At 48.9% G+C, this 25,552-nt stretch carries 17 protein-coding genes, 2 tRNA genes and 1 CRISPR repeat array; of the genes, 10 read left to right on the forward strand and 9 right to left on the reverse strand.

Going from position 1 to position 25,552, the window contains the following annotated elements:
- Window positions 1-421: 421 nt before the first annotated feature.
- The 5 genes from pstS (at window position 422) to ACN5NT_RS18775 (ending at window position 6,608) form a co-directional block, all read left to right on the forward strand.
- Complete coding sequence (pstS, locus tag ACN5NT_RS18755; protein ID WP_419176453.1) at window positions 422-1,450, forward strand: phosphate ABC transporter substrate-binding protein PstS; 1,029 nt, start codon at window positions 422-424, stop codon at window positions 1,448-1,450.
- Window positions 1,451-2,312: 862 nt separating this feature from the next.
- Window positions 2,313-3,014 (forward strand): FadR/GntR family transcriptional regulator, encoded by a 702-nt coding sequence (locus ACN5NT_RS18760; protein WP_136797085.1) that lies wholly within the window; start codon window positions 2,313-2,315, stop codon window positions 3,012-3,014.
- 434 nt (window positions 3,015-3,448) lie between these two features.
- On the forward strand, window positions 3,449-4,522 hold the full coding sequence (locus ACN5NT_RS18765; RefSeq protein ID WP_136797084.1) for a TRAP transporter substrate-binding protein: 1,074 nt from the start codon (window positions 3,449-3,451) through the stop codon (window positions 4,520-4,522).
- Between the two features lie 161 nt (window positions 4,523-4,683).
- Window positions 4,684-5,274: a TRAP transporter small permease subunit gene (locus ACN5NT_RS18770; RefSeq protein ID WP_217907674.1), complete on the forward strand. Its 591-nt coding sequence runs from the start codon at window positions 4,684-4,686 to the stop codon at window positions 5,272-5,274.
- Window positions 5,274-6,608, forward strand: a complete 1,335-nt coding sequence (locus ACN5NT_RS18775) for a TRAP transporter large permease (protein ID WP_136797083.1) — start codon at window positions 5,274-5,276, stop codon at window positions 6,606-6,608. Before ACN5NT_RS18770 ends, ACN5NT_RS18775 begins: the two co-directional genes overlap by 1 nt.
- Window positions 6,609-6,684: 76 nt before the next feature.
- Here ACN5NT_RS18775 and rocF read toward each other — a convergent pair whose 3' ends face one another.
- The 3 genes from rocF to ACN5NT_RS18790 form a co-directional block, all read right to left on the reverse strand.
- Window positions 6,685-7,578: an arginase gene (gene rocF / locus ACN5NT_RS18780; protein ID WP_419176454.1), complete on the reverse strand. Its 894-nt coding sequence runs from the start codon at window positions 7,576-7,578 to the stop codon at window positions 6,685-6,687.
- A 143-nt stretch (window positions 7,579-7,721) separates the two neighbouring features.
- Window positions 7,722-8,813, reverse strand: coding sequence for a hypothetical protein (locus ACN5NT_RS18785; RefSeq protein ID WP_136797081.1), 1,092 nt, complete (start codon window positions 8,811-8,813; stop codon window positions 7,722-7,724).
- 96 nt (window positions 8,814-8,909) lie between these two features.
- Entirely contained in the window at window positions 8,910-9,056 is a 147-nt protein-coding gene (locus tag ACN5NT_RS18790) for a hypothetical protein (RefSeq protein WP_419176455.1), read from the reverse strand.
- A gap of 114 nt (window positions 9,057-9,170) precedes the next feature.
- Between ACN5NT_RS18790 and ACN5NT_RS18795 the strand changes: the two genes are divergently transcribed.
- Window positions 9,171-11,351: an alpha/beta fold hydrolase gene (locus tag ACN5NT_RS18795; protein WP_419176456.1), complete on the forward strand. Its 2,181-nt coding sequence runs from the start codon at window positions 9,171-9,173 to the stop codon at window positions 11,349-11,351.
- Here the strand turns inward: ACN5NT_RS18795 and ACN5NT_RS18800 are convergent.
- Complete coding sequence (locus ACN5NT_RS18800; RefSeq protein WP_419176457.1) at window positions 11,339-13,132, reverse strand: AMP-dependent synthetase/ligase; 1,794 nt, start codon at window positions 13,130-13,132, stop codon at window positions 11,339-11,341. The genes ACN5NT_RS18795 and ACN5NT_RS18800 overlap by 13 nt on opposite strands.
- A 358-nt stretch (window positions 13,133-13,490) precedes the next feature.
- On the opposite strand from ACN5NT_RS18800, the gene ACN5NT_RS18805 reads away from it, so the two are divergent.
- The 4 genes from ACN5NT_RS18805 to ACN5NT_RS18820 all read left to right on the forward strand — a co-directional run bounded on the left by ACN5NT_RS18805 (window position 13,491) and on the right by ACN5NT_RS18820 (window position 16,239).
- Window positions 13,491-14,657 carry an aminotransferase class V-fold PLP-dependent enzyme gene (locus ACN5NT_RS18805; RefSeq protein ID WP_419176458.1) on the forward strand — a complete coding sequence of 389 codons (1,167 nt, stop codon included), beginning with the start codon at window positions 13,491-13,493 and terminating at the stop codon, window positions 14,655-14,657.
- A gap of 170 nt (window positions 14,658-14,827) precedes the next feature.
- A complete protein-coding gene (locus ACN5NT_RS18810) occupies window positions 14,828-15,691 on the forward strand; it encodes a hypothetical protein (RefSeq protein ID WP_419176459.1) in 864 nt (287 codons plus the stop codon).
- 340 nt (window positions 15,692-16,031) lie between these two features.
- A tRNA-Asn gene (locus tag ACN5NT_RS18815) sits at window positions 16,032-16,107 on the forward strand.
- Between the two features lie 54 nt (window positions 16,108-16,161).
- Window positions 16,162-16,239, forward strand: a tRNA-Pro gene (locus tag ACN5NT_RS18820).
- A gap of 537 nt (window positions 16,240-16,776) precedes the next feature.
- Window positions 16,777-17,999: direct repeats of the CRISPR family, unit length 36 nt; unit sequence GTTGTGAATTGCAGGTAGACCTTGGTCGGTTATACT.
- A 49-nt stretch (window positions 18,000-18,048) separates the two neighbouring features.
- Here ACN5NT_RS18820 and cas2 read toward each other — a convergent pair.
- The 5 genes from cas2 to ACN5NT_RS18845 all read right to left on the reverse strand — a co-directional run bounded on the left by cas2 (window position 18,049) and on the right by ACN5NT_RS18845 (window position 25,173).
- Window positions 18,049-18,378: a CRISPR-associated endonuclease Cas2 gene (cas2, locus tag ACN5NT_RS18825; RefSeq protein ID WP_419176460.1), complete on the reverse strand. Its 330-nt coding sequence runs from the start codon at window positions 18,376-18,378 to the stop codon at window positions 18,049-18,051.
- Window positions 18,375-19,274 (reverse strand): type II CRISPR-associated endonuclease Cas1, encoded by a 900-nt coding sequence (gene cas1, locus ACN5NT_RS18830; RefSeq protein WP_419176461.1) that lies wholly within the window; start codon window positions 19,272-19,274, stop codon window positions 18,375-18,377. Before cas1 ends, cas2 begins: the two co-directional genes overlap by 4 nt.
- Window positions 19,271-22,375, reverse strand: a complete 3,105-nt coding sequence (cas9, locus tag ACN5NT_RS18835) for a type II CRISPR RNA-guided endonuclease Cas9 (protein WP_419176462.1) — start codon at window positions 22,373-22,375, stop codon at window positions 19,271-19,273. The genes cas1 and cas9 overlap by 4 nt, the downstream gene beginning before the upstream one ends.
- Window positions 22,376-23,194: 819 nt before the next feature.
- Window positions 23,195-23,575 carry a hypothetical protein gene (locus ACN5NT_RS18840; protein WP_419176463.1) on the reverse strand — a complete coding sequence of 127 codons (381 nt, stop codon included), beginning with the start codon at window positions 23,573-23,575 and terminating at the stop codon, window positions 23,195-23,197.
- 896 nt (window positions 23,576-24,471) lie between these two features.
- Entirely contained in the window at window positions 24,472-25,173 is a 702-nt protein-coding gene (locus tag ACN5NT_RS18845) for an outer membrane protein (protein ID WP_419176464.1), read from the reverse strand.
- Window positions 25,174-25,552 lie beyond the last annotated feature (379 nt).

The raw sequence follows: 25,552 nt of genomic DNA on the forward strand, positions 1-25,552 counted from the left end.
AGTGGTCATGTACCTGGCATGCCGGAGAGTGTACGGAGGTGCAGAGGGGAAGCAGGGGCAGGTCCGGTGATGGCTGAGTCTGGTGCGATGACCTGCATGGTGAAAAGGGAAAATCGCAGCCGGTTTTGTAAGGGAAGAGTTAAAAGCGTATTAGGATATTGTTGGTAGTTCTTCAGCCCCTTAAGATAAAGATTTGTATTATTAGTATGTTGGGTAAAAAGGGCTGTTTTGGTCCAGCCACCGGTATATTTACAATTATATCCTTTATGGTAGGTTGCCGTTCAAGCAGATTGCTCATAATAACATCTTTAAATAACAGACTTTTGCGGTTGCATGCATGGCGCTCGTTGTACCAACCGTATGTAGGTTGTGTCTGTGCAATTATAGTGTTTCATTACCACATATCTTTGGGGGGGAATAAATGAAAGTTCGTGCACTGCTGCGTCTTACTGTGCTGGGTCTGGCTGTGCTGGTTTCCGGTACAGGGCCAGCGTATGCTGATTTGAATATTAATGGATCAGGCGCAAGTTTTCCGTATCAGACATATTCATTGTGGTTCATGCTGTTTAACAGGGACCACAAGGGAGTCAATGTAGACTACGTTGCCAAGGGTTCGGGAAATGGTATTAAAGATTTTCTTGCTCATAAAGTTGATTTTGCTGCCAGTGATGCGGCCATGAAGGACAAGGAAATCGCCCAGATCAAGGAAGGTGTGCAGCTGTTGCCGATGACCGCGGGCCAGGTGGTGGTTGTATATAATATTCCGGGAGTGAAACAGCTGAAACTGTCCCGTGAGGTGTACTCAAAAATTTTTCTGGGCGAAATTACTAACTGGAACGATCCACTCATAGCTGTAGCCAATCCGGGGCTGGAATTACCCGATTTGGAGGTCACGGCAATTACCCGTGCAGACAGCTCCGGTACGACCTTTGTTTTTACCAACCACCTCTGTGCTATTTCACCGGCGTTTGCCGCGAATGTGGGGAGTGGCAAAAGAGTACAGTGGCCCGAAGACTTAAATATGAAAAAGTCTCCAATCAACGCTGGAGTGGGTGCCACCCTAAACCGTACTCCTGGTTCCATCGGTTATCTTGATTATGGTTTTGCCAAAATCGCCAATCTGGATATGGCGATTCTTGAGAACAAGGCAGGCAAGTATGTAATGCCAAGTCTGGCCAGCGGTCAGGCTGCGCTTGCCAATGTTGAACTGCCCGAGAACATGATCGCCTGGTTGCCTGACCCGGAAGGCGATACTTCATATCCGATCACCACCTATACCTGGATGATGTTTTATAAGAAATATGATGATCCAGCCAAAGCAGAGGTGTTGCGGAAGATGATTGAGTTCGGCATAAATGAGGGGCAGAAGATCGCCCCCAAGGTGGGGTATATCCCTTTGCCGGAGAAGGTGGTGGAGCGGGCGCGGGCGGTGATTGCCAATATTGAGTAATGTGAATTAAGGGTACCGGCGATGCCTGATTGATGCGATCGATTGTCGTTCATCAGTGTTGATTGTGATGGACAGACCATCCCGGTATCCACCGGCACCAAACACAGCAATGCGGTTTCTTGTGTACCATCTCTGACAGAATGCTTCCTGTCCTGATTGGCTGAATATTGCCATGGCGCTACGAGCAGCCTGAGAACGCGCCTGGTAATAGCCAAACCAATCCCACTCCTTGCAGAGCACTCGTATTTCCCGTCTCCTGTCGGGAAATACGAGTGAGCATTTTCTCGAGTTCCTGTGATTCGCCTACCGGAAATCCAAATTTAGAATTCTCGTTCAAAGAATCTCCATGTCAAAAGTGTGACAGGGTAAGTAGCGGTGATGAATGCATAAAAAATAGGTTTCGCGTGAGCTGGTTTGTGTGAAGGATGTGCTACTAGCGGTATGGTGAAAAACCACGCAGGGTCGGGAATGTGTGGGTTTGGTAATACCAATATGGTGGTTAACTGCTCGTGACCTTTTCTTTTGGACGTCTTGTCAGTTGCAATCGGTTGTTCTATCGGTAATAATGCCTCTATCAAAAGGTGTTTTAGATGTGGTTGATTGGTACTTTTATGACCCTAAATGGTCGTACCAATACGGGATTTGGTGGTTCAAGACCCCAGAAATTCACACCTGTACGGTGGTTACTCGGCTTTCATCCGGTTTTTTTCTGACGTGTAATTATCAGAAAAGGTACGGGGAAGTGACACAAATAACTGAATTCTAACAGGCAATGTCCGAAGAATGCGGCAGGAAATCAACAAGGTTGCATTCGGCTATAAATGATGTTGTTTGAAAATATATTCTAACAGAAGAAGGTATCATGAAGCTTAAACCCATCAAACCCAAGAGAATATCAGATCAGGTATTCGAGCAGATTCGAGAACTTATCTATAAAGGTGAGTTTAAACCGGGCCAACAGATTCTGCCTGAGCGTGAGTTGGCTGTTTCCATGGCAGTCAGTCGAACTTCAGTGCGCAATGCAATCAATAAGCTCGTCACCATGGGGTTGCTTGAGCATCGTCAGGGGCAGGGAACTTTCGTCAGTTCCCCGGACAGCCGCAAAGGCAACCCCCTTGCCGCGGTAATGGCCACTGAAGATGCAACGCTGGATGACCTGCTCGAAGTTCGCCTCGGTCTGGAGGCCAACGCAGCGGTTCTCGCAGCCCAGAGGGCAAGCGATAATGATGTCCTCGCTATGGAGAGGGCTCTGGAGGAAATGACTGAATCCCTTGATTCCAAAGACCGGATCAGTACCGAATCCGATGCCGCATTTCATATGGCCGTGGCCTTTGCCAGCAAGAATCCGGTACTCATCCACCTGATGAGGAATTTCTATGATTTCCTGTTTATCGGCATCAAGAAGAATCTCGCTCATATGTATCAGGATGTCGATACCTTGCATGATGTGCTTGAACATCACAAGGAAGTCATTTCTGCTATCCGGGCTCATGAACCGGAAAAAGCCGGGGAAGCCATGCGTGAACACATGCAATACGTGAAAAAATATTTTCGCTCCCGCTGAAATCCTCTCCTTCCATGTTGCAGCCTGAGATTTGTCTGACAACTCAGGCTGCAGCTTAAGAAAATTTCCCTCAAGCCTGCAAAGCTTAATATAATTAGGCCAAATCCAATTATGTCCTGAATTGTGAGGGTGTTTTGCCTCGAAAAAATTACTTTCCTTATGTAAACCGCGTTTCTGTACTTGCGAAACCGGTTTGAAGTGTATTAGATATGTGCCGGGAAAAGCACTAATCCGTGTGCGCAGAGGCGCACTGGCTCGTCGGAATTTCTTGTTAGTTTTGGCGAATATTGTCTCAAAATCATGCGTGTCAGCTTTTGTCTTCAAAAGTTGCAGCGAAACCTGCTGTACATGGTTTGGTTCAATGTTCGTGGGAAATTCGGGATAGGATTAGGCTAGGAGGGACAGATACGTCGTAATACAGCACAGGAGAGAAGATGAAACGCTTTACAAAAGTAGCGGTAGTGGCTGCAGTGTGCTTGCTCGCAGCCTCCCCGGCAATGGCAGCAAAGAAGATTCGCTGGAAATTGGCGACCACTTGGTCATCAACCCTGACACCTTTGGCATCGGTTGCTCCACAAGTAGCTGAGATGGTCAAGGAAATGAGCGGCGGTAACTTTGAGATCCGTGTAGAAGGTTCAGAAAAACATAAAGCTCCTCTGGGAATTCTCGACATGGTTAAGGGCGGCCAGTACGAAATCGGCCACTCTGCAGCGTACTATTGGAAGGGCAAGGACATCACTTCCGTTTTCTTTACAACTGTACCTTTCGGTATGACCGCAGCTGAGCAGCAGTCCTGGCTGTACTATGACAAGGGGATGGAGCTGCAGCAGAAAACCTTTGATAAATTCGATGTGCTCTCGTATCCAGGCGGCAACACCGGTGTTCAGATGGGTGGCTGGTTCCGTAAGGAAATCAATTCTCTTGAAGACCTGAAAGGCCTGAAAATGCGTATCCCGGGTCTGGCTGGTGAAGTTTTTGCCAAGCTTGGCGTTAACGTAACCAACATTGCTCCCGGAGAACTTTACACCTCTCTTGATCGTGGCACCATCGATGCCCTTGAGTGGGTTGGTCCCGGTATGGATATCAAGATGGGTTTTCACAAGGTCGCCCCGTATTACTATACTGGCTGGCATGAGCCTGCCTCCGATATGCAGTTCCTGATCAACAAGCGTGCCTACGATAAACTGCCTCCTGAATATCAGGCGATCCTGATAACAGCTATCAAGGCAGCCAATGCAGACATGTACTATGAAAACTTCAACGCTTCTGCCAAAGCCTGGGCCCAGATGAAGGCAGAGTATCCGAACATTAAGGTAAAGACTTTCCCAGAGGAAGTTCTGAAGGCGATGAAGAAAGCGACTGACGAGGTTATGACCGGTTATGCCGCTGGCAATGCGGACTTCAAGGAAGTCTATGATTCCCAGCAGGGCTATATGAAAATGGCACGTGAGTGGACTAAAATGTCTGATTATTACTATATCCAGACAAGTGAAATGGTTGAAGAGTAAATCTGATATTTGCTGATCCAGGAGTAAGGTGCAAATCTTTATTCCCGTATCAGAAATACGGTTACTCAGCATTTCCGGTTTGAAGTGCCGGTAGTTGCAGTGCTTTTAGCCGCCCCTCTTCCGCTGCCGGAGGATGGGCGGTTTTGTTATGATGGTGTTGTATGTCGGAGAGCGAGAAGGATACCGGCAAACGCCAATCTCAATGGAGCTTCATCATGTTGGTCAGGGTCGAGCAATTTTACAAGCGGATAAACCGGGTCGCCGGGCGGGTACTGGCGGTTGTTCTGGTGCTGATGACGGTCAACGTCTTTTTCGATGTCATCATGCGTTACTTTTTTCACAACAGTTCTGTGGGAATGCAGGAGATGGAGTGGCATCTCTTCTCCATCGTCATTCTTTTCGGTGTTTCTGTTTCTCTGTTGGAAGAGGAACATGTCCGGGTGGATTTTCTTTACGACAGGTTCAAACCTACCACCAGGGCCTTGATCAATATCTATGGCACTATTTTTCTGCTTTTGCCGTTGGCTATGCTGATCTTTTTCGGTTCATTCGGCTTCGTCCGTGATGCCTGGGAGATCGGCGAAATCTCCGAAGATCCGGGCGGGTTGAAATATCGATGGCTTATCAAGGGAATGATCCCGATGGCCTTTGGCTATCTGATTTTTTCTTCGGTGGGGTATTTGGTGAAAAACATCAATCTCTACCGGGTATTTCGGGAGAATGCGTCCGGTTCAGCTGGGGAGGTGAAGTAATGGTTGGTATTGTCATGTTCGCAGCGGCATTGATGATGCTGGTTGTCGGCTATCCGGTGGCGTTTACCTTTGGTTCTGTGGCGATTTTTTTCGGTATTTTCGCGGCGATTGTCGAACTGGTCCCTGATCTGAGCGTGATCTATGTGGCGGAAGAGTTTCTGCAGATGTTTTCCATGATGCCCTTTCGTATTTATACCATCATGAACAACACCATCCTGATGGCGGTGCCGCTCTTTATCTTCATGGGCATTATCCTGCAGAAGTCGGACCTTGCAGAACGTCTGCTGGAAGCGATGGGTACCCTGTTTGGTAAAATTCGTGGTGGTGTTGCGGTGAGCACCGTACTGGTGGGAACGCTCCTGGCAGCTTCCACCGGTGTTGTTGGCGCCTCCGTCGTGGCAATGGGCGTTATTTCTCTGCCGGTTATGCTCAAGTACGGTTATTCCAAGCGTCTTGCCACCGGCACTATCTGTGCTTCAGGAACCTTAGGGCAGATTATCCCGCCTTCGATTGTACTGATCATTCTTGGCGACGTCTTTCAGCAGCCTGTGGGAGATCTGTTTCAGGCAGCTGTGAAGCCGGGCCTTATTCTGGTTGGTTGTTACATAATCTATATTCTCTGCATATCTTTTCTGGACAAGAGTGTCGCTCCGCCACTGCCACCGCGGGAAGGAACCAGATCGGCCAATATCGGTAAGGCGCTGAAGGCCATAGTTCCCCCCCTCACTCTTATAGTGATGGTGCTCGGTTCGATCTTTGCCGGTATCGCCACTCCGACGGAGTCCGCCGCAGTGGGTAGTATAGGTGCTATGACGCTGGCGGCGCTGTATCGTAAACTTTCCCTGAAAGTTGTCGAGCAATCGGCGCTTGAGACAGTCAAGATCACGGCCATGGTGTTTGCTATCCTGATTGGCGCGACAGCCTTTTCCATGGTTTTTGTCTATTCAGGAGCAGATTATATAGTTGAAGATGCGCTGACCAGTCTTCCCGGCCAGAAATGGACCTTCCTGATTCTGTCGATGCTGGCGATTATGTTGCTCGGTTTTTTCATCGACTTCATCGAGATCAGTTATATCGTGGTGCCGATTCTGTTGCCCATATCAGCTGTGATCGGCCTCGATCCACTCTGGTTTGCTATCCTGATCGCCATGAATCTGCAAACCTCTTTTCTAACGCCGCCTTTTGGTTTTTCACTCTTTTACCTGAAGGGGGTCTGCCCCCCCGAGGTGCGAACCACCGATATTTACAGGGGAGTGATACCCTTTATCATTATTCAGGTGATGGTGTTGCTCTCCATCGTTGTCTTTCCGGCTTTTTACGGTTTTAACGTTTGATAGCTGATTAAAAGAGAAAACAGAAAAGGCGTCTGCTTACAGTTGAGCAGACGCCTTTTCTGTTTCCGGCAGACGGCTAGATAATTGATTTGCCAAAGAGTGAAGCTACCAGTGAGACTGCCATCTCGGCGGAGCGGTTACTGATATCGAGAATCGGGTTAATCTCCATCATGTCCAGGGAAATGAGTTTTTTTGAGTCGGCGATAGTCTCCATAATGAGCTGGCCTTCCCGGTAGGTAAGGCCGCCAAGGGAAGGAGTGCCGACCCCCGGCACCTCGATGGGGTCCATCGAGTCCATGTCGAAGCTGACATGGATTTTAGGCAGATGTGAGAGGGTGTCCAGCGCTTTGAGCAGGATAGTGTGCATGCCGAGCTCATCAATATCGCGCATGGTGAAAATGGTGCAGCCCGATTTTTTCATCAGCCTCTTTTCCGGCGGATCGAGATCGCGAACACCGATAATCACCACATGCTCAGGGGCAATTTTGGCACCGGGCCGTCCCAGGTTGACGAGTTGTTCCGGGCCTTGACCAAGGAGCACAGCTAAAGACATTCCATGCACATTCTTGCTTTCAGAGGTGTCTGGTGTATGGAAGTCACCGTGGGCATCAATCCAGATTATGCCCACAGCCTCGTTATGCGTTATACCGCCTATGGTGCCTATGGAGGCAGAATGATCACCACCCAGAAAAATTGGGATCTCTCCATTTTGCACCGCCTCTCTGCCAAGCTTATAGGCTGATTCGCAGGCTATCCGAATCGGTTCAATGCGATCCTGCAGCCCGGTTGTTTTAAGGCTGTAGTGGCCTGGAATGACGATGTCGCCGCTGTCGGTTATGCTGTGGCCAAGTTCCTGCAAGGTGTGAGTCAGCCCCGCATAGCGGATGGCGCTCGGCCCCATATCGACTCCACGCTGGCGTTGGCCCAGATCCATTGGCACGCCGATAATACGAACCTTTCTGCCTTTCATCCGGTTCACCCCACAGGAGATGTTTTTTTTCTTGCTGTTCGTTCCTCTTTCTTCTAACTGTCAAAGTCAGATAAGGATCTTTTCATTGCAATTCTGATAGCCATCAGATCGCCCTGGCTGTGGCTCATTGGGGTTTCCTGTCACTAACATTCCTGAAGATGGTTCCAGAGATTGACAATGAAATCCTGTACATTGGTCAAGATTGCCTTGGCCTGGGCAGAACCGCGGTTGGCAAGCTTGTCGGCGCTGAACTCTGACATGTCGACAATATAAAAGTAGACCGGGCGGATGGTGCCATCGTCCTGAATCTTGTAACTCGGGGTCATATTACCGAACGCGATGGAGTGCAGCTGGGTGGCCATGGTGATTACCGTGGTGGCGCGGCGGGCGTGCTTGCGCATACTATCCTGGGCGTCGTAGACGTTGCCGATAACCTCGGGCATGGGGCCGTCATCCCTGATGGAGCCGGCCAGGATGTATGGTACGTTCTGTTTTTCACATGCGTACATGATACCATCCTTGATCTCCATATCTTCCAGCGCCTGTTTGATGGACCCGGCCTTGCGAACATCATTGAGAATATCGAGATGGTTGTAATGCCCGAGGGGTTGCAGCGCCTGGCTGTAGATATTCTGGCCGAGACCGGTGCCGAAATGCGCTGCCTCAATGTCGTGGGTGGCAAGTGCATTTCCGGCCAACAGGGCGTGGCAGAAACCGTTTTCAATCAGCCCTTGCATGGCGTCGCGGCTGTCCTTGTCGAAGGCGACAGCCGGTCCCAGCACCCAGACGATATGGCCATGGTCCCGGTCATGTTTCAATATCTCGTAGAGGCTGTCGTAAGAGTGGGAAAATGGGGTCTCTCTGGTGCCGCGCGATCTGAATGTGAACTTGTCTTCGCTCTCTTTTTTCTCGCTGAAGCACTTGTCGTGGACATAGATGCCTTCTTCGCCATTTTCGGTTCTGCCTGTGACAACCATATCTCCATGCTGCAGGCGTCTCGCCTCAACTACCTCGAACTCCCCATCTTTGAAGACCAGTACCGCATCCATCCGCCCTTCAGGAGCAAGTTTCCACTCACCGCTCTCAATTTTGATATATTCCGGAAAATTGGATGTGGCATGGTAGTTGGCTGGAGCGATGCCGCTTGCGGGTGCCGGTCGCATCTGGGCTGCAGGTGCATCCATGAAATGCGATTGGCTGAAATCGGGGGTGTTGTAGAAGAGAGTAAGTGCCATTGATCACCTCGTGAGCTGAAAGTGCAGTGAGCGACGTCCTGTGGACGTCTGGGTTCAATACCATGAGTATACTCGTAAATATAGAAAAATACATGGTTAAAGACAGGTCGGCCCGGGGCTGTAACGTTCTGTTCCGGCCCGGCAATTGGCGGCGCTGCTTCCTTCATTTTCCCTGGTAATCGCCCGTGGTGCAAGTCGGCGGCTCCCCAGTCGACAAAATATTTCAAAAGACCACTCCACCATTTAGCCACCCTGCTTGACCAGTAGAAATAAGATGACATATAGTTATGGGATGACACAATTTTTCCGGTGGATTGTTTATATATCTGTAGGCTTAAGTGTGCGGGGGCTTCGTGTATGAATCGATCCGCGTATCTTACCACTGGCCTTGCCATTAAAGCACTCTCCAACCTGACCAAGGCTGATGTCGCCCTGCACGATATCGAGAATATTCCCGATGCGCCGACTATCTTCGTGATTAATCATTTCACCCGGCTTGAGACCGTTCTGCTGCCATATCATATTTATAAGCTCACCAATCTTCCTGTATGGTCTCTCGCTCACTCCGGTTTGTTTCAAGGTGGCCTTCGCACCTTCCTTGATATGGTGGGCGCCGTTTCCACCGACGATCCCAAGCGCGACGAGTTGATCGTTCGCAGCCTCCTTACCGGAGAAGCACATTGGATAATTTTCCCCGAAGGCAGCATGCTCAAGACCAAGCAGATAACCCACGGCGGCAAGTACATGCTCACCTCGGCCACAGGAGTGCGTAAGCCGCATACCGGTGCTGCCGCCCTGGCTCTTCGCAGTGAACTGTTCCGGCAGTTTCTCTGGCAGAAAGCAGAGGATAAAGAAGATGACTCAATGGAGTTGCTGAATTTCTTCAACCTTGAGTCGATTCATCAGGTACGTAAGGCAACCACCCATATTGTACCGGTGAATGTCACCTATTACCCGATACGGGCCAGGGAGAACCTTCTCTCAAGTCTGGCCTCCAAGATGGTGCGTGATATTTCAGAACGGACGGTAGAAGAGATCATGACCGAAGGCACTATGCTGCTGTCCGGTGTGGATATCGATGTGCGCTTCGGCAAGGCGATCGCTATTTCTGAATATCTTGGTAATGGCAGGATCAAACGCGAGCTCGCAAAAGAAAAAATCGACGGGTTCCTGCTTTCACCTGAGCTGAAGAGTCGAATGCGTGAACTTTCAGAAAAGATCATGCAGCGATATATGGGGGATATTTATTCACTGACGACGGTGAATCACGAGCATCTTTTCGCTTCAGTCCTGAGGCGTTATCCCCAGGCAAAAATTCCGGAACTTGAGCTGAGGCAGCGGGTTTTCCTGATGGCCAACCGGATAGGTGAGATGAAGAACTGCGAAAAATGTCTGCACAGTACTTTGCAGGGCAGCCAGTCTCACCTGTTGACTGATGACAGGTACTCAAGTTACGAAAATTTTCTGAAGCTGGCCGTAGATAAAGGGGTTCTGGTCCGTGATGGGGAGATGCTGTACCAGGACAGAACCCGCCTAACCACCCCGATCAGTTTTCACCGTGGCCGGATAGACAACCCCATAGAGGTGATGGCCAACGAACTGGAGCCGCTTGAGTGGTTGAGCGGGCCTCTCAATTATCATGCTCTGCAGCCGGCATCGATGCTCCGCTTCAACATCGCCCGCTACCTCCTGGCCCGTGATCGCCGGAGGTTTGAGGAGGATTACCATGCGTACGGGTACGGGGATGACCTGGAGCGCAAGAGTTTCGGTAAGCCGTTTCTGCTGCCAAGTTGGCGCGGCTGGCGGCGTAAGCTCGGAGTAGTGTTGATTCACAGCTATATGTCGTCACCGGAAGAGATGCGAAGTCTTGGCAATCACCTCCGGCGAGAAGGGCTGTGGGTATATGTTGTGCGGCTACCCGGCCATGGAACCTCGTCCCGTGATCTGGCGATACGCTCCTGCGATGAGTGGACAGAGGCAGTAGAGGACGCCTATGTACTGATGAGCACGATCTGTGAAAAAGTGGTCTTTTGCGGCATCTCACTTGGTGCGGGGCTGGCCCTTGATGTCGCAGGCAGGGCGCCGGCGGCAGCCGGTGTGGTGGCAATCTGCCCACCCTTGAAGCTCAGTGATTATTCCACCAATTTCATGCCCGCGATCGACGTATGGAACAGAATGGTCACCAGGGTCCGAGGCACCAGTACCGATCCCTATTTTGAATTTGTGGCCGATAATCCGCATATCGCGTACCGACGTAACCCTTTTACGGGAATACGGGAAGTGGGCAGGTTCCTGGTCAAGATGGAAGATATCCTGCGGGCGGTGCGGGTGCCTTCATTCGTTCTTCATACAGAGCAGGACCCGGTGGTCAGCAAGAAGGCGGGCAGAAACGTCTATAAAAAGTTGCGGGTTGAAAATAAGCAGTTCACTGTCTTTAACCTGAAACGCCATATTATCATCAACGGTGAAGGGGCGGATCTGGTGCACCGGAATATTAGTGATTTTATAAATCAGCTCAGTCGGCCTCAGTCCCCGTAGATCGTATCGATTTCATCCTGCAGGTGGTTCGTGATGCTTTTGCGTTTCAACTTCATGGTGGGAGTTAACAGCCCGCTTTGCACTGTCCACGGCTCAAGCGAGAGAACCGCATGTTTGATAAAGGTGGGGCCCGGCAGTCCATGGAGCAATTTCTCAACCCGCGAAAGGATAACCTTCTGCACAATCTCCTGATTCAAGGCCGAGGCGTCGTGGGCAACTCCAATCTCTTTAGCGAGTATTTCCCACCGATCCTTGGCGAGGACAGCCAGGAGCACCAGATAGGGTTTGCCTTCACCGATAATCATTGTCTGTTCAAAAAGCGGATCAAGGGAGATTGCCTGTTCGACATCGCCGGGTGAGACCTTCAGGCCATTGCTGAGCACGATGATATCCTTCAATCGCCCGGTGATATAGATATGTTCATCAATGATTTTCACCTTGTCACCGGTGTGAATCCAGCCCTCAGTGTCAATAGTCTCTGCGGTAGCCTCCGGTCTGTTCCAGTAACCGAGCATAACAGATGGTCCGCGGGCCAGCAGTTCATCGTGTTCTCCGATTTTCACCTCGAAGCCGGGGATTGGGCGGCCGACGCTGGCGGGAATGTTATGGGTGGGGGTGTTGACGCTGATAACCGGGCTGGTTTCGGTTAAGCCGTACCCTTGATAGATGGGCAGGCCGAGACCGATAAACACCTTGGCGATATCGGCTGAAAGAGGCGCACCGCCACTTATGATGACCCTGAGCCTGCCACCGAGCCTGGTGCGTACCTTTTTTGCTACCAATAGGTCGGTCAGCGGTTGCAGTAACTGGCCCGGACACCACTTGGCCCGGTTCTGGCTGATTTCGAATTTATGCCAGCCGAGACGTACCGCAGTGTCGAAAAGCTTCTTGATTACAGATGGTTTTGCCTCCAAGTCATGCTGTATTTTGCTGTAGATCTTTTCGAATATCCGGGGCACGGATACCAGCACGGTGGGTTTTATGTGGCGTATATCTTCGGCAAGATCTGGGATAGAGCGGGCAAATGCCACGCTGGAACCAGACATCATCGGCATATAATAGCCGGCGCATCTTTCCAGCATATGGGAGAGAGGTAGAAAGGAGAGAAAGATGTCGGAAGGATAGCAGTCGATGCACTGCAGGCCGGTATAGGCGTTATTGATGATATTGTTATGGCTGAGCATAACTCCCTTGGGCCGGCCGGTGGTGCCTGAGGTGTAGACAATTGTTGCTGTATCTTCCGGGGATACCGATAACTCGGGGATGTCCTCCGCCTTCTCTGGTAGCCAGTCTGAAATGCAGGCTATACGAGGGTCGTCTTTTACCTGGTGACAGAAATCAATGGTAATTATTCGTTTCAGGCTCTCAATCTGGTTGAACACCGGAGAGAGATGATCCCAGCAGGTCGATCCCGGACATAGAAAGAGCCTGGCCCCGGTGTCTTTCATGATATAGCCGATGTTTTCGGGTCGATCATTGACATAGAGCGGAACCACGATCAACCCCAGCGACTGGGCTGCGATATCGAAATAGACCCACTCCGGGCAGTTCGGCAGCATCAGAGCGATTCTCTCTCCGGGTGCCAACTGTTCACCGGCCAGGGCTGCGCGCCATTGCGTTACGTGCTGGTATGCTTCCTGCCACTTCAGGGTGTGCCATTGACCGCTGATTGTGTTGCAGTAGCGGTAGGCTTTACCATGGGGAGTGCGCTGCACGCGCTCTTTGAACAGATCATAGAGGGTGGGGGCTTCCCGGGGAGATATGAGGTCAGTGTGTGTCATTGCATCGTGCTCCTTGTGCGTTCAGATCGTGAAGATATCTCTTGTCGACTGCAAAGCACCTGCGGATGATCCTGATTCAAGCTGTATATTTTCAGTATATGTCAACTGGGAAGAAATGGATAAAAAAACGTTTAGAGCCAGACGATTGCATTCCTCGAGAGAAGGTTTGCGTGGATTTTTATCGGTTGTGTGGTTTTCTTGTATAATATCTGACCACAAACCCTACAAAATGGGCAGGGATGTGGGACTAGCAATTGTGATAAGATATCCTGTGGCACGTGTCGGCAGAGAGTCTGGAGAAAGTCATGGTTTTAGGTAAAATTTTTCAAATATGAGATCAGGGGAAGGGCAGAACCATATGATAGATAAATGTACCGAATTTTTTTCAAGTGATACTGACAAGGTATTTCTGGGGCACTGTGCCATATCCCCGCTCTTTGCAGGAGCACGGGACGTGATGCAGAGTTATGCAAAGGAGATGGCAGCAGGTGGCGTAACCGCGCTTCACCAGTTTCTCGATTATATTCCCAGGCTGCACAACAGCGCCGGGGCAATGATGAAAACAGGCGGCGAGAATATCTCCTTTGTCCAGAATACTGCTACAGCTTTATCCATGATTGCGGGCGGGTACCCATTTGAGCCGGGTGATCAAATTATCAGCTACGTCCACGAATATCCGAGCAACCATTACCCCTGGCTGATCCAGCAGAGCCGGGGTGTGGAACTGGTGTTGTTGCCGGATGTGGGGGAAACCGGGGACAACGGCACTTTGCTCGGCTGGTCGATGGAAGATCTCGAAAAACTGGTGACCAGCAGAACCAGGGTGATTGCCGTCAGCCATGTACAGTTTGCCAGTGGTTTTGCTGCCGACCTGGTTGAGCTGGGAGCGTTTTGTAAGGAGCGGGATATCGATCTGGTGGTCGATTGCGCCCAGAGTTTTGGCTGTCTGCCGGTCTACCCCGAAGAATATAATATCGCTGCCATCGCCACCTCGGGCTGGAAGTGGCTGATGGGCCCTTTTGGCGCGGGCCTGATGTACACCTCACCAGAGTTTCGTGCCAAGTTACGTATCACCATGGGTGGTCCGTCGATGATGGAGCAGGGGCTCGATTATCTTGATCTGAGTTGGCAACCTCACAAGGATGGCAGGATGTTCGAATTCTCAGCCTCGCCCTTTGATCATATGGCGGCGCTGGCGGAAGTAATGGAGAATGTTTTTGCCAGAAACTCCATGGAGCAGGTGCGTGACGAGGTGTTTCGCCTGCAGGACCTTTTTGTGGCAGAGTTGTTGTCTCTGGGCGTTACCGGGAGGGAAGCGAATGTGCTGATGCCGCCTCAAAAGCATCGATCGGGTATCATGCCGATCCAGGTTGCAGCAGACCCGCAGGCCGTCATGGCCCAGTTGCAGAGCGAGGGGGTGACGTTCACCGGGCCTACAGGCGTTCTGCGCCTGGCACCTCATTTTTATATGAGTGATGCGCAGATTGTAAAAGCGGCTCATGTTTTCAAAAACGTTGTCGGCTGAGGGACGAAATGTAGGGAAGACTCCATATAATAGAGAATTGGAGTTGCAGGGTAGAGAGAAAATAGAGCGCGTGATACAGTTATAGTTTGTTATGACATTGTCCGGTTCAGGCCATTCATCCGTTAAAGTTACTTGTGATAACGAAATCAGACGCACAACAGGAGGCGCATGTGAAACCCAGACACCTGGTTGTATGTATTTCATTATTGGCTCTGGCTGTGACTGCAGACGCTAAAGACAAGAACCCCTTTCTCCGGAACCTGCCTTTTGAAAGCGGTAAAATTCAGTACGCAATATCGGGAATGGAAGAGGGCACAGAGATTCTGTACGTTCGCGGCTACGGTGAACAGACGGCCACGTATCGCCAAACCATAACCAGTATGATGGGGATGAAGGTCGAGAACAAGACCCTTGAAATCACAGATCCGGAGTGGGTTTACAGTTACGATCTGAATGAAGAGAGCGGGGTGAAGAGTGTCAACCCCATCAGGCTCATGGTGGAGGAGTACGAGAAGCTGAGCGGAGCAGAACAAAACACGGTGCAGCAGAACTCAGAGCGGTTTGGCATGAGCGTCGTCAATGGTCTGGGCGGCAGTGTCGAGCAGTTCGCGGCGCGTATTCTCGGCTATGATTGTGACAAATCTAGCGCCATGGGGGTCACGGTATACTCCATACACGGCTCGTCATTGCCTCTCAAGACCGAGTCAGATCTGATGGGCATGAAAATGGACATGGTGGCTACCTCGCTTGACAAGGGCAGGGTGGATGGCAAATATTTTCAACATCCGGCCGGGATTGAGGCCATCTACGATAAAGAATCGGAAATGATGGCGAGACATATGGCCCAGCAGACCATCGCCTGGTTGAAAGATCCACACGGTTCATCTTCACCACAGATGAGAATGATGCAGTCTGGTCAGACACAGCACGCCGATGGTCGTATGCACCATGTGCCCGAGGACGAACAGCCGTCTATGGATGAGGCCATGAAGCTTCTCAAGGGCATGTTTGGCGATCAGCCGCAGCCAGAGTGAAGCTATCTTCTTGGAATTGCTGGAGGCTTAGTAAATCCAGGTGTTCGGCCCTATACTTTGGCCTGATCTGTGCTACAATATTTAGTGCACGATCTATGAAGATACAGTGGTTCGGATTGAAGGTTTATGCTGACGGTGACCGCGGCAGAAAAGGGCGTCAGCAGGAAAAACGCAAAAGAGTTTGTAGGTCGGTCGTTGAAATTCCGTGAGTTTTGCTGATTTGGCGAGAAAGTAGAAAAAAAGGGTGAAAAAGTCGTTGACACTACCCCCCCATTCGTCTATATTCTCGCCTCATCCGGTTGCGACGGGCAAAACGAATTGTCGCTGGCGGATAGTTTAATCCTCGGTAGCTCAGTTGGTAGAGCAGGTGGCTGTTAACCACCCTGTCGGCGGTTCGAGTCCGTCCCGGGGAGCCAACAAATACCTAGCCCGGTTGATTGTTTAAGATCGGGCTGTTTTTTTGATAGAGTCGGGGCGTAGCGCAGCCTGGTTAGCGCGCCTGCCTTGGGAGCAGGAGGCCGTAGGTTCGAATCCTACCGCCCCGACCATCGATTTCAAGCACTTACGGGGTTTCCGTAGGTGCTTTTTTTTGCTTTTTAGGAATTGGTGACAAACTGGTGACAAGAATGGCAAGTCTTTGGAATTGTTGAGCATGTCCTGGGCGTCTCTGATGTCTCAAAATATCAATTACCTATCACACCTCTTCACCTCATCGATCAATCCTTGTTCTGAGGCAACCTATTCTCTGGTGATCGTATAGAAGTGGGGGAGCCGTCACAGAGTCTCGTCACAGCAAAAAATATTGTTAGAGAGATTCAGGTCGGAAAGATCAAAGCACCCAAGTCTTAACAAATCTGTAACCTGCACCAAGCGCATCAACGGATATCAGAGAATCTCAAGAAGTTCTTGTTTGACGGATTACCCCTGCTCTGAACTGTATCGCACCGTATGCCCCTTCTGTCTGGGTTAAGCCTGATGCGAGCGTGAGTCTTCAGGTAGGCTGTAGTATCCGGTTTGAATACGTGAATGGGGCTGAGGTGCCGATCACGTAGTGAGAAAGAGAATCTATGAGTGTTATCTTTACCGTTTTGAATTGCAGGTAGACCTTGGTCGGTTATACTTGAGCCGCTCGTTGCTGTCCATCCTGGTGTGTTGTGAATTGCAGGTAGACCTTGGTCGGTTATACTGCGAAGTCAGCCGCTCCGGTATCTTGCGTAGTTGTGAATTGCAGGTAGACCTTGGTCGGTTATACTTCGACAGGGATGGTGATGTGTTGGCAACGGTTGTGAATTGCAGGTAGACCTTGGTCGGTTATACTTGTCAGTGATGTAGTACCTGCCGTCGTGAAGTTGTGAATTGCAGGTAGACCTTGGTCGGTTATACTCCTCGGGGATTGAGAGATATAATGTCTCGTGTTGTGAATTGCAGGTAGACCTTGGTCGGTTATACTTTGCCGTGGACCCGTTGGACCCGGAGACCCGTTGTGAATTGCAGGTAGACCTTGGTCGGTTATACTCTAAAATGGCTTCTTGTCCGGTAAAAAATGGTTGTGAATTGCAGGTAGACCTTGGTCGGTTATACTTCTATCTCGTTAATAAAGGCTTTTTCTCCAGTTGTGAATTGCAGGTAGACCTTGGTCGGTTATACTTGCAGGGTGAGTGTCCCGCGCCTCCCGCTCGTTGTGAATTGCAGGTAGACCTTGGTCGGTTATACTTTTAACCCTGTCCAGGCCGGTACGTTGCTGGTTGTGAATTGCAGGTAGACCTTGGTCGGTTATACTTAATCGTAACGATGTCAAATGAATTGTGTAGTTGTGAATTGCAGGTAGACCTTGGTCGGTTATACTTATATCATCTGGCCGTGCGGCAGCGACAGGGGTTGTGAATTGCAGGTAGACCTTGGTCGGTTATACTGCAGTTGCGGCAGAGCGCTTCTGGTGTGGAGTTGTGAATTGCAGGTAGACCTTGGTCGGTTATACTCCGTCTGGTCCGTTTGACTACAACATGACAGTTGTGAATTGCAGGTAGACCTTGGTCGGTTATACTCCAGGGCTGAAATGCCAAGGCGTGTCTTGGTTGTGAATTGCAGGTAGACCTTGGTCGGTTATACTTTTACCCTCACGGTCACGTTTCCATGCACGGTTGTGAATTGCAGGTAGACCTTGGTCGGTTATACTAAACCATCGACGCCAACCGGGACCAAATTAGTTGTGAATTGCAGGTAGACCTTGGTCGGTTATACTTATTTTTTGACTACGGACAGACTCATAAAAGTTGTGAATTGCAGGTAGACCTTGGTCGGTTATACTCTTCTGCGCTTATGCTTTTGAATTATATGTATAAATAGATGGATTCTGTTTAAAAAAAACTCAATTGTTTAGGCGCAGACTCTACCTTTTTCCGCTTTTTCCCGAAAAAAACCTCGATTTTCCCAAACTGCTTGTCAGTGATTTTAATGATCCTCACTTCGCCGTCTGGTGGTAGGTTATGCTTCACCCTGTTTATGTGAACAGTTGCATTCTCGTCGCTTGAGCAATGGCGTATATAGATTGAGTATTGCATCATCAGATAGCCGTTCGCCAGAAGACCTTTCCGGAACCTGCTGTACTGGCTCCTTTCTTCCTTGCTCGTTGTTGGCAAGTCAAACATCACAACAATCCACATGCTGTTTAAACCACCAAATGTCATGGTCCTTTGTTGATTTTCTTAGGGTAGTACAGGGATTTCTCTTCTCCGAGATAGATGTCTTTGAGTCTTTTGAGCAAATATTGCAGGGACACCATTAGTGGCACGGCCCTCCCGTCGAAGTGTACTTTTTCTGCAAGCATTGTTAAAATGGCAGTCTTAAAATCTCTGCATACCTCTAGATGATTAATCTTTTGAGCATACTGGTAAACAGAAAAGTCCACCCAGGGGCGCAATGGTTCCATAATATCATCAGCCAAGCAAAACGGATTGTACTGGTTTGAATGATGGATGCCTATTGCTGGGTGAAGGCCTGCTGAGACTATTGCTCGGGACACCACTGCCCTGATTATGGCATAACCATAGTTAAGCAGGGTATTGATACCCTCTTTATCAGGGTCCCTGGTAAAGTGTTCACCAAAGAGCAGCGGCCAGTAAATCCGTGCCGCCTGCCCCTCATGGTTCTCCTTGTCACCCGACTTAACTCTCCGTATGAGACAGTGAACCGGTTGTTCATTTTTTTCGAGCAAGGTCAGGGTCTTTGCCTGCTGCTCAATTTTCTGTTGTACGATCTGCTTCCAGATACGATTATGGGTTGTTTTCTTCACGCTGATCTGCGTTCTGAGTACTTTCTGGTGCAGGGAGTGTCCTTTGTTAAGTGGCAATGTCAAAGCGGATGGCATATGTTTATCATCACAACTAACAAGGGCGACATTGTTTTTCTGGGTTTTGATCAGTACTGCTTGAGTAAGGGTGATAGCTGGATGGTTAAGTAGTAGCACCCCTATATCTTCAATTGGTATGCTCCCGGAGACCCCTCCCTCTGATTCTATGATAAGCTGGTCAAGCCGTACTTTAAGGAAAGCTTTACTGCTTATTTCTATGGTCCGCTTAATCATCGGACGATCTCGCCGATGGCATTAACCGAATGCAATCGCATTTCATATTTGGTCATCAGTGATTTGACTGATTCAGTTACGGCATAATTTGATCCAGTGGCAGCAGTATGCGGCCTCAGGGTAGGCCGGGGCTGTTTACCCTGGTTAAGTTGTCCCAGCTTTTGGACCACAAAAAAGGATCTCACGCCCTCAACAGCGAGGCTGACCGTGTCGTTTATATGCAGACTTCCGACATAGCAAAATTTCTCGCCGTGATCTATATTGATTATAGGGCTGACAGGCTGGGCAATCCCCTTTATCCTATGATGGGCCTCCATATTCGTTATTATTTTTCCAGAGTATTCCCCAGAAGTTCTCTCCTGAACGATTTCTACATGATGTGAATTGCCGTAAGCCATATATTTAAAGACTCTTCCCGACTTGTCCTTTACACCATATTTATCCTTTCGCGGGTCGCCTCTCAGCGCTTTTGCCTGAACCACCCGTACCCGCTTGATAGGTGTTTTGCCATCTTTGTGAAAGACGGTAATATCTTCAGAAAAAGCATTTTTCGAATTATTTCCGTATGATTTGAGATGGGTCAGGATGATTTTCCTTACTTCTGGATCAACGATGCTATTGGCATTGCTGACCTTGAAGTCACCATTAAGATTTTTGCGGTAAACTGTTCCGACTGAGGGGACAAAGCCTGCACCCGTATCTTCATGTAGTGGACCAGAGAGCTTTCTCTGTGGGGCATATGAGACAATTATCTGCCGAACTTTTTGGGAAAGATCGTTCCGTAGTGTGAACCACGGCGGATCAAGATGAATCCTGTTCACATCGAACTCTTCTCTCTCTCTTTCTTTATCCTTTATCAGTTTAACTAAGGTGACATAGAGTGCTCTGTCGACGCAGGCCACCACTGCCGCATCGATGGCATGGTGGCGGTGATCATCCCGTTGCTTGCTATCCCCTGTGCTCAAAATAGAGTTGAGCTGCCACATTTTTCGAAACATCGCTGTGGTCACACCCTTGCTCACCGAAACATCACAGCCGAGAGAGGCAACATAGTCCTGTGATTCCCGCGCTATATAGCGGGTGTCGTTGAGTTGGTTGTTAATGAAGTCGCGTTCTTGCAGATCGACCTCAGTTTTGAAAAAGTTGCTTTTTTTAATAGAGGGTGCGTTTTTCAAAGTGCCCAGTGCCTGGGTTATCTGCTCCCATCGTTTACTGCCACCGAATGCATCTATTGGTGTGCGCTGGCCTTTTAATCTGTTCTCTTCAGCATAGCAGACAACCTTGTTGATGTAGGAGTTATCAAGAGACAGGCTGTATGGCAGGATATGGTCAATTTCGATATTTGCGCTGAACAGCGTACTCATATTGATTGGCCTCAGACTATACGCGCAGAAACCGTTCTGTTCCTTCCACAACCTATATTTCAGTTTGTCTGCCCGGCTTGGGGTCTCTGGAAGAGCTAAATGGGGATTTTGCGAACATGTCTCCCGGTATTTCTTCGAAGCTTCCTCATTGATCTTTTCGTTAGCTTTTTGCTGCGTTATGAAGTTTTTATAGCGTGTGGTATTCATTTCCAGATCTCGCGCCATCTCTATACGAATGGCGTCCGGCTTGCCATATTTGGCAATGATGGCGTTTACCACCCTGCGCAACTCGTGCAGAGCCCTGCGTACAATAGGATTAGGGATGTCTGGTGGAAGTGGAAGGCGCGATAACGGCGGAACATCTTTTAACTGATATCGATACCCAGCGTTGACCCTAGCCTCTGAATAGATCTGGCCCTTTCTGAGGAAAGGGAGCAGTTTCCTGATTGCCTTAAGGGAGTGGCTGGCATGCCCTGCTTCAAATTCAAGCAGACATAAGGCGACTGCTTGTTTGGGGGGAAATTGCCAGTGGTTTATCAGTCGTTTTTTTAGCACCGATTTTTTACGGATAGTAAGCAGGTCCTCAACAAGATCCTGATGTTCATCGCTGCTCATCTTATCCCACTCGTTCAGGATAGTACGGATTTTATAAGCAGTGATGTTCCCGGTGAGTTTTTTCTTACTCGCTTCAAGATTGAATTCACACGACTTTTCAAGTTTAAGAAGCTTGCGTATTGCCGCGTATGTCATCGAGGGTTTTGCCTCAAGCGCAGTTATCAGCCTTTGACGTTGCTCAGCGCTGAGACGGCACCACCTCTCAGAATGTCTTTCAAAATACTCTAAGTTATTAGTGTCTTGAAGGTAACGGAATCGTTGTACCTCAAGTCTTGCTCGCATTGTGCGTGGTAGTTTCTTTTCTAGGGAGCATTTCCCCACTCTGGTTGGGTTGAGTTTTAAGGGGCGTTGGTAAAAAATTATCGACTCAAGCTGCTCGATAACTTCATCGCTCAGTGCTGCATAAAATTGTTGTTGTTTTGCGGTTATCAGCTTGAACTCGTCAAGATACATCTGACGGTCTGTTCGCAGATGGCCTCCATCGGCAAGACGGTTTCTTTTAACCAGGGAACGTGGAAAACCAGAGAGGTATTCACCAAGAGTACGGGCACCGGAAGAAGTTATACGGCTTTTGAGAAGACGAATATCTTCCTTGAAGGCAGTTTCATCTGCAGTTTCATTGGCATCAATATCGCCGGACGCCTCCGCTTCTTGCAATATTTCCAATACATCAGGGTCATCAACCATATCTCCCAGTAGCGTCTTCTTGTTACTGAGAAAGCCCCTCCTCTGAACGAGGTGAAGTAGGACTCGCCCTAACTCATGCTTTTCAAGCTGGGAGTCAAGAGCTTTTGCGCGGAGTTGATATGGGTCGCCGAGGGTGTTAAGAATCACTTCCGGCTGATGCGAATTTCTCAACTCCTGAGGTAGCAGATCAAGCTTCAGCAGATAGTTCATCATCCGCTTTTTACGACGGGATCGCCGTTGAACCACCCTGCGGTTCAGCCTGGCATTTCTTCTTTGAACATTTTTTGGGGTCGGGGTTTTATCCTCAACGGCCTTGGTGAATATTCTGCTGCCAAGGCCAATGATGTTTTTGGGAGCCCCCTCTTCATCAGCTCCAAGTACTGCCCAACCAATAGAGTTCGTACCAAGATCCAACCCAATTATTTTCTTGCACATTTTAGAACCCGAAGTAATAATGTATCTTAGTATAACCGACCAAAGTCTACCAACAGCTTTTCATACCAATGAAACAGATGTTTCGTAGGCAACGCCTTCAGGCGACCACAGCCCTCGCATTCGGGGGCTTTTTTTCTTTCCCGTTCAGTATTCAACCTTTCTGCTGCTATAAATTGTTAACATAGATGGGTCATATTCGACAGCAATTTTAATTTTTCCCTCTTAAAATCATGCATGTGTGAACTTCGATTGTAGTAGGTGTTCTCCTGCAAATCTGCTGAAAAGTTTGAGAATAGGTACTTAAATCCAGGAAAAGAGGGTTAGAAATATTATCTCAAATTATTCTGGTTTCATTTAATGGCCGATCGTGCAATGGTGCCCAAAAATAATCCACTGTTAGCCCGCACTTGCAGCTTATCCTGAGCCTCTTTCGGCAGGATCACCCGCCCACACACTGGCTCTGTTTGATGTCGCCGTGCAGGAGGTCGGCAAGGGACCAGATGTAGGCGATCTCATCTTTGTTTACTGATATCAATGGTAATTTCCGAATTGCCCAGGGAGTCTAATTGCACGGGAAGAACGCTGCCGCACCTTCTCTACCGAGTTGCGGTGCATGATAAAGGCCATCTGGCCCGCAAGTTATTTGCACAGTCCTTACTGGGACCCCTCATTCATGTGACTCTCTGTTATAGGAGTTAGCTCTCTCCCCAGAAGGGGGGGCTTCCGGAGGGGGTGTGGGAGACGGGGGTACCCCGTTCTAATGTTGACTGATACGTCTGAGGGCGGATAGGTCGAGGCGGGCGCTGATCAGTGTTGCAGCTACCCTTGGGGAATCCGAGCCCGAACAACCTCAACCTGGATGGACTCGATCTGTAGCTGGTGGCTACTCTCCACCTTGTTGACCACCTTGCCTTCAACCCGGTCCAGCCATTCCTTCGCCGCCTGGACGTTGCCCGTGACCGCCTTCTCATAGAGTGCTTGATAGACCATGGCCCTTTGTCCGCAACATCGTTGTTTACGTTGTGCTAGAGCCTCATCTTCGATCTCGCCAAGCTCCTTTTTCGTGAAGAGGCGATAAAGGGGAGGTGCCTCCTTATAGCCACAAATGAGCGTTGCAATCTCAGTACGGCTCAACCACGCGTTCTTGGGGTTTGCAAGGTACTCTATGATATTCCGTCTGTGAGTCAGTTTTTTCGGCATATGGCACTCTACGGGTTCAGCCAAACCTTCCAGTTGAGCAGCAGAACAGGTCACATACAGCAGATGACAACCTGCTCCTGCCAGGCCGGTTCAGACTAGATCACCTTGCAATTTCCTGATACCCAAAACATGTCACCAACATGACTCCCTTGGATTATTGTGGTTTTATTGCAGTTCTTTTCTTTTTGCTTTGAAGGGAAAATACCACAAACTCGCCAGTAAAATACATTCATACGTTTACCACCGCCCAACACTGGGCATATGCTCATAAACACATTTTAACATCATCCTTCTCCCGTAATCAAGAATCGATATTTACTGGTAAGTAGTGACTATCTTCTACCTAAACCTCAGCACGGCGGCAAACCTTCCAACACCGTAAAGCCGAATTTCACAGTCCATCACCTACCCGAATGTTGTGCAACATTGACAAGCGCAAATGCGCATGAATGAATAAGTGCGCTGCGCATCTCCCTTTCACGCTGTGACTTCACAGTAGACAGGTCAAGCTGGACTGTTCTCGCTGTTTCGAGAGGCTTCACCCGGTAGTCTAATAATGGACTGACGATAGATATGAAAGTACTATCTTTCACCACCCGTACTTGATAATGGAGCAACTTTGCATAGCCAAGAGGCCGGCCATTCTCAGGAAGAAGCTTCAGTAGCCCTTTTCTGCAATCCCACTAGCTTGGCAATTGAAATCTCTAATCCTGCATTGAATGATTCTGTCGTGGTATCGGGCATAATATTTAACAGTTTATCCAGAAGAGTAGAATCAATAATCACCCGGCTTGGTCAAAAACAGATAAGGCCGGATCAAAGTAGTGTTAATTAAATGATAGATATTACCACACGCATAATCCGGCCAGTCAGGGCCCTTATAAAATGTCTACAAATTAAAAAGAGTACCGAAGTCCAAGGCACAGCATTTGATTCCCTATATCAGTTTCGGCTTCCCACCAGGTAGTGTAATCCGTAATGTCAATATCTCTTGTTCCGAAGTACCGGTAACGCAAATCAAGAGCAAAGTTGGTACTTATTGCGTACTCTAAACCAATTCCGAATTGATAAGCAAAAACAGTGTCAGAAAAATTCATTATTGAATCAGGTACATGGTGAACATCAAGGTCATCCCACTCAACATAGGCCACCCCCATGCCTAGAGTTAGGTATGGGGTAAAATTTGTTGAGTTATCAAATTCAAAATAGCTGTTGATCATTAAAGATGTCACTTCTTGATCACCCGACAACGAAGAAGTCCACGCCTGGGCATAATCTAACCTATCGAAACTGTTTTTTTGATATCCCAGCTCTCCCTCAGCCCTGAATATTCCGAAATCATAACCAGCCGCTAGAAATATCCCGAGCCCAGTATCAAACTCAATAGAAGATTCAACAGGCCATAGACTTGTCGTAAATTTTGCATCATCTGGAAAAACTGCCCCTGCATGTCCACTCACATACCATTCACCAGCTTGCACTGTAGAATTGAACAAAAACGAAAAACAACAGCAAAAAGCAACAACAAACGACAAGTTCAAAAATCTTATTCTCATTTCCCTATCCCCATATTCAGGTTTTTCATGACCTCTGTACATTGAGCAGCCTGCCAAGTACACGTCAATCACTTAAATTAAAATACAAGACAGGGGAGAGGGAGTCTATAGGTATTTGGAATACTGATGTTTTAACAGATTCAACCACATGTTAGTCGCACCATGACGTAGTGGCTTTTTCCACCTAGACATGGCGTGAAAATACTACTTTCAAATCAGTCATGAAATGTCGGTTGAGATTGCCAGCATAAATCGCGTCATCGGTCAATCATGTGCATGCATGAGATGTCTACTGTGAACTGAACCGCTACGCGGAAAAACCGACCAACCAGCCTCCCTTTTGTCCCACCTCTTCCAGCATGAAATTCATTTCTACCATTACTTCCTTGATTGATAAAATACTGTAGTAGCGTCCTTATCA

This window comes from Desulfosediminicola sp., assembly GCF_048381775.1.
In the GTDB taxonomy this organism is placed as follows: domain Bacteria; phylum Desulfobacterota; class Desulfobulbia; order Desulfobulbales; family Desulfocapsaceae; genus Desulfopila; species Desulfopila ganghwensis.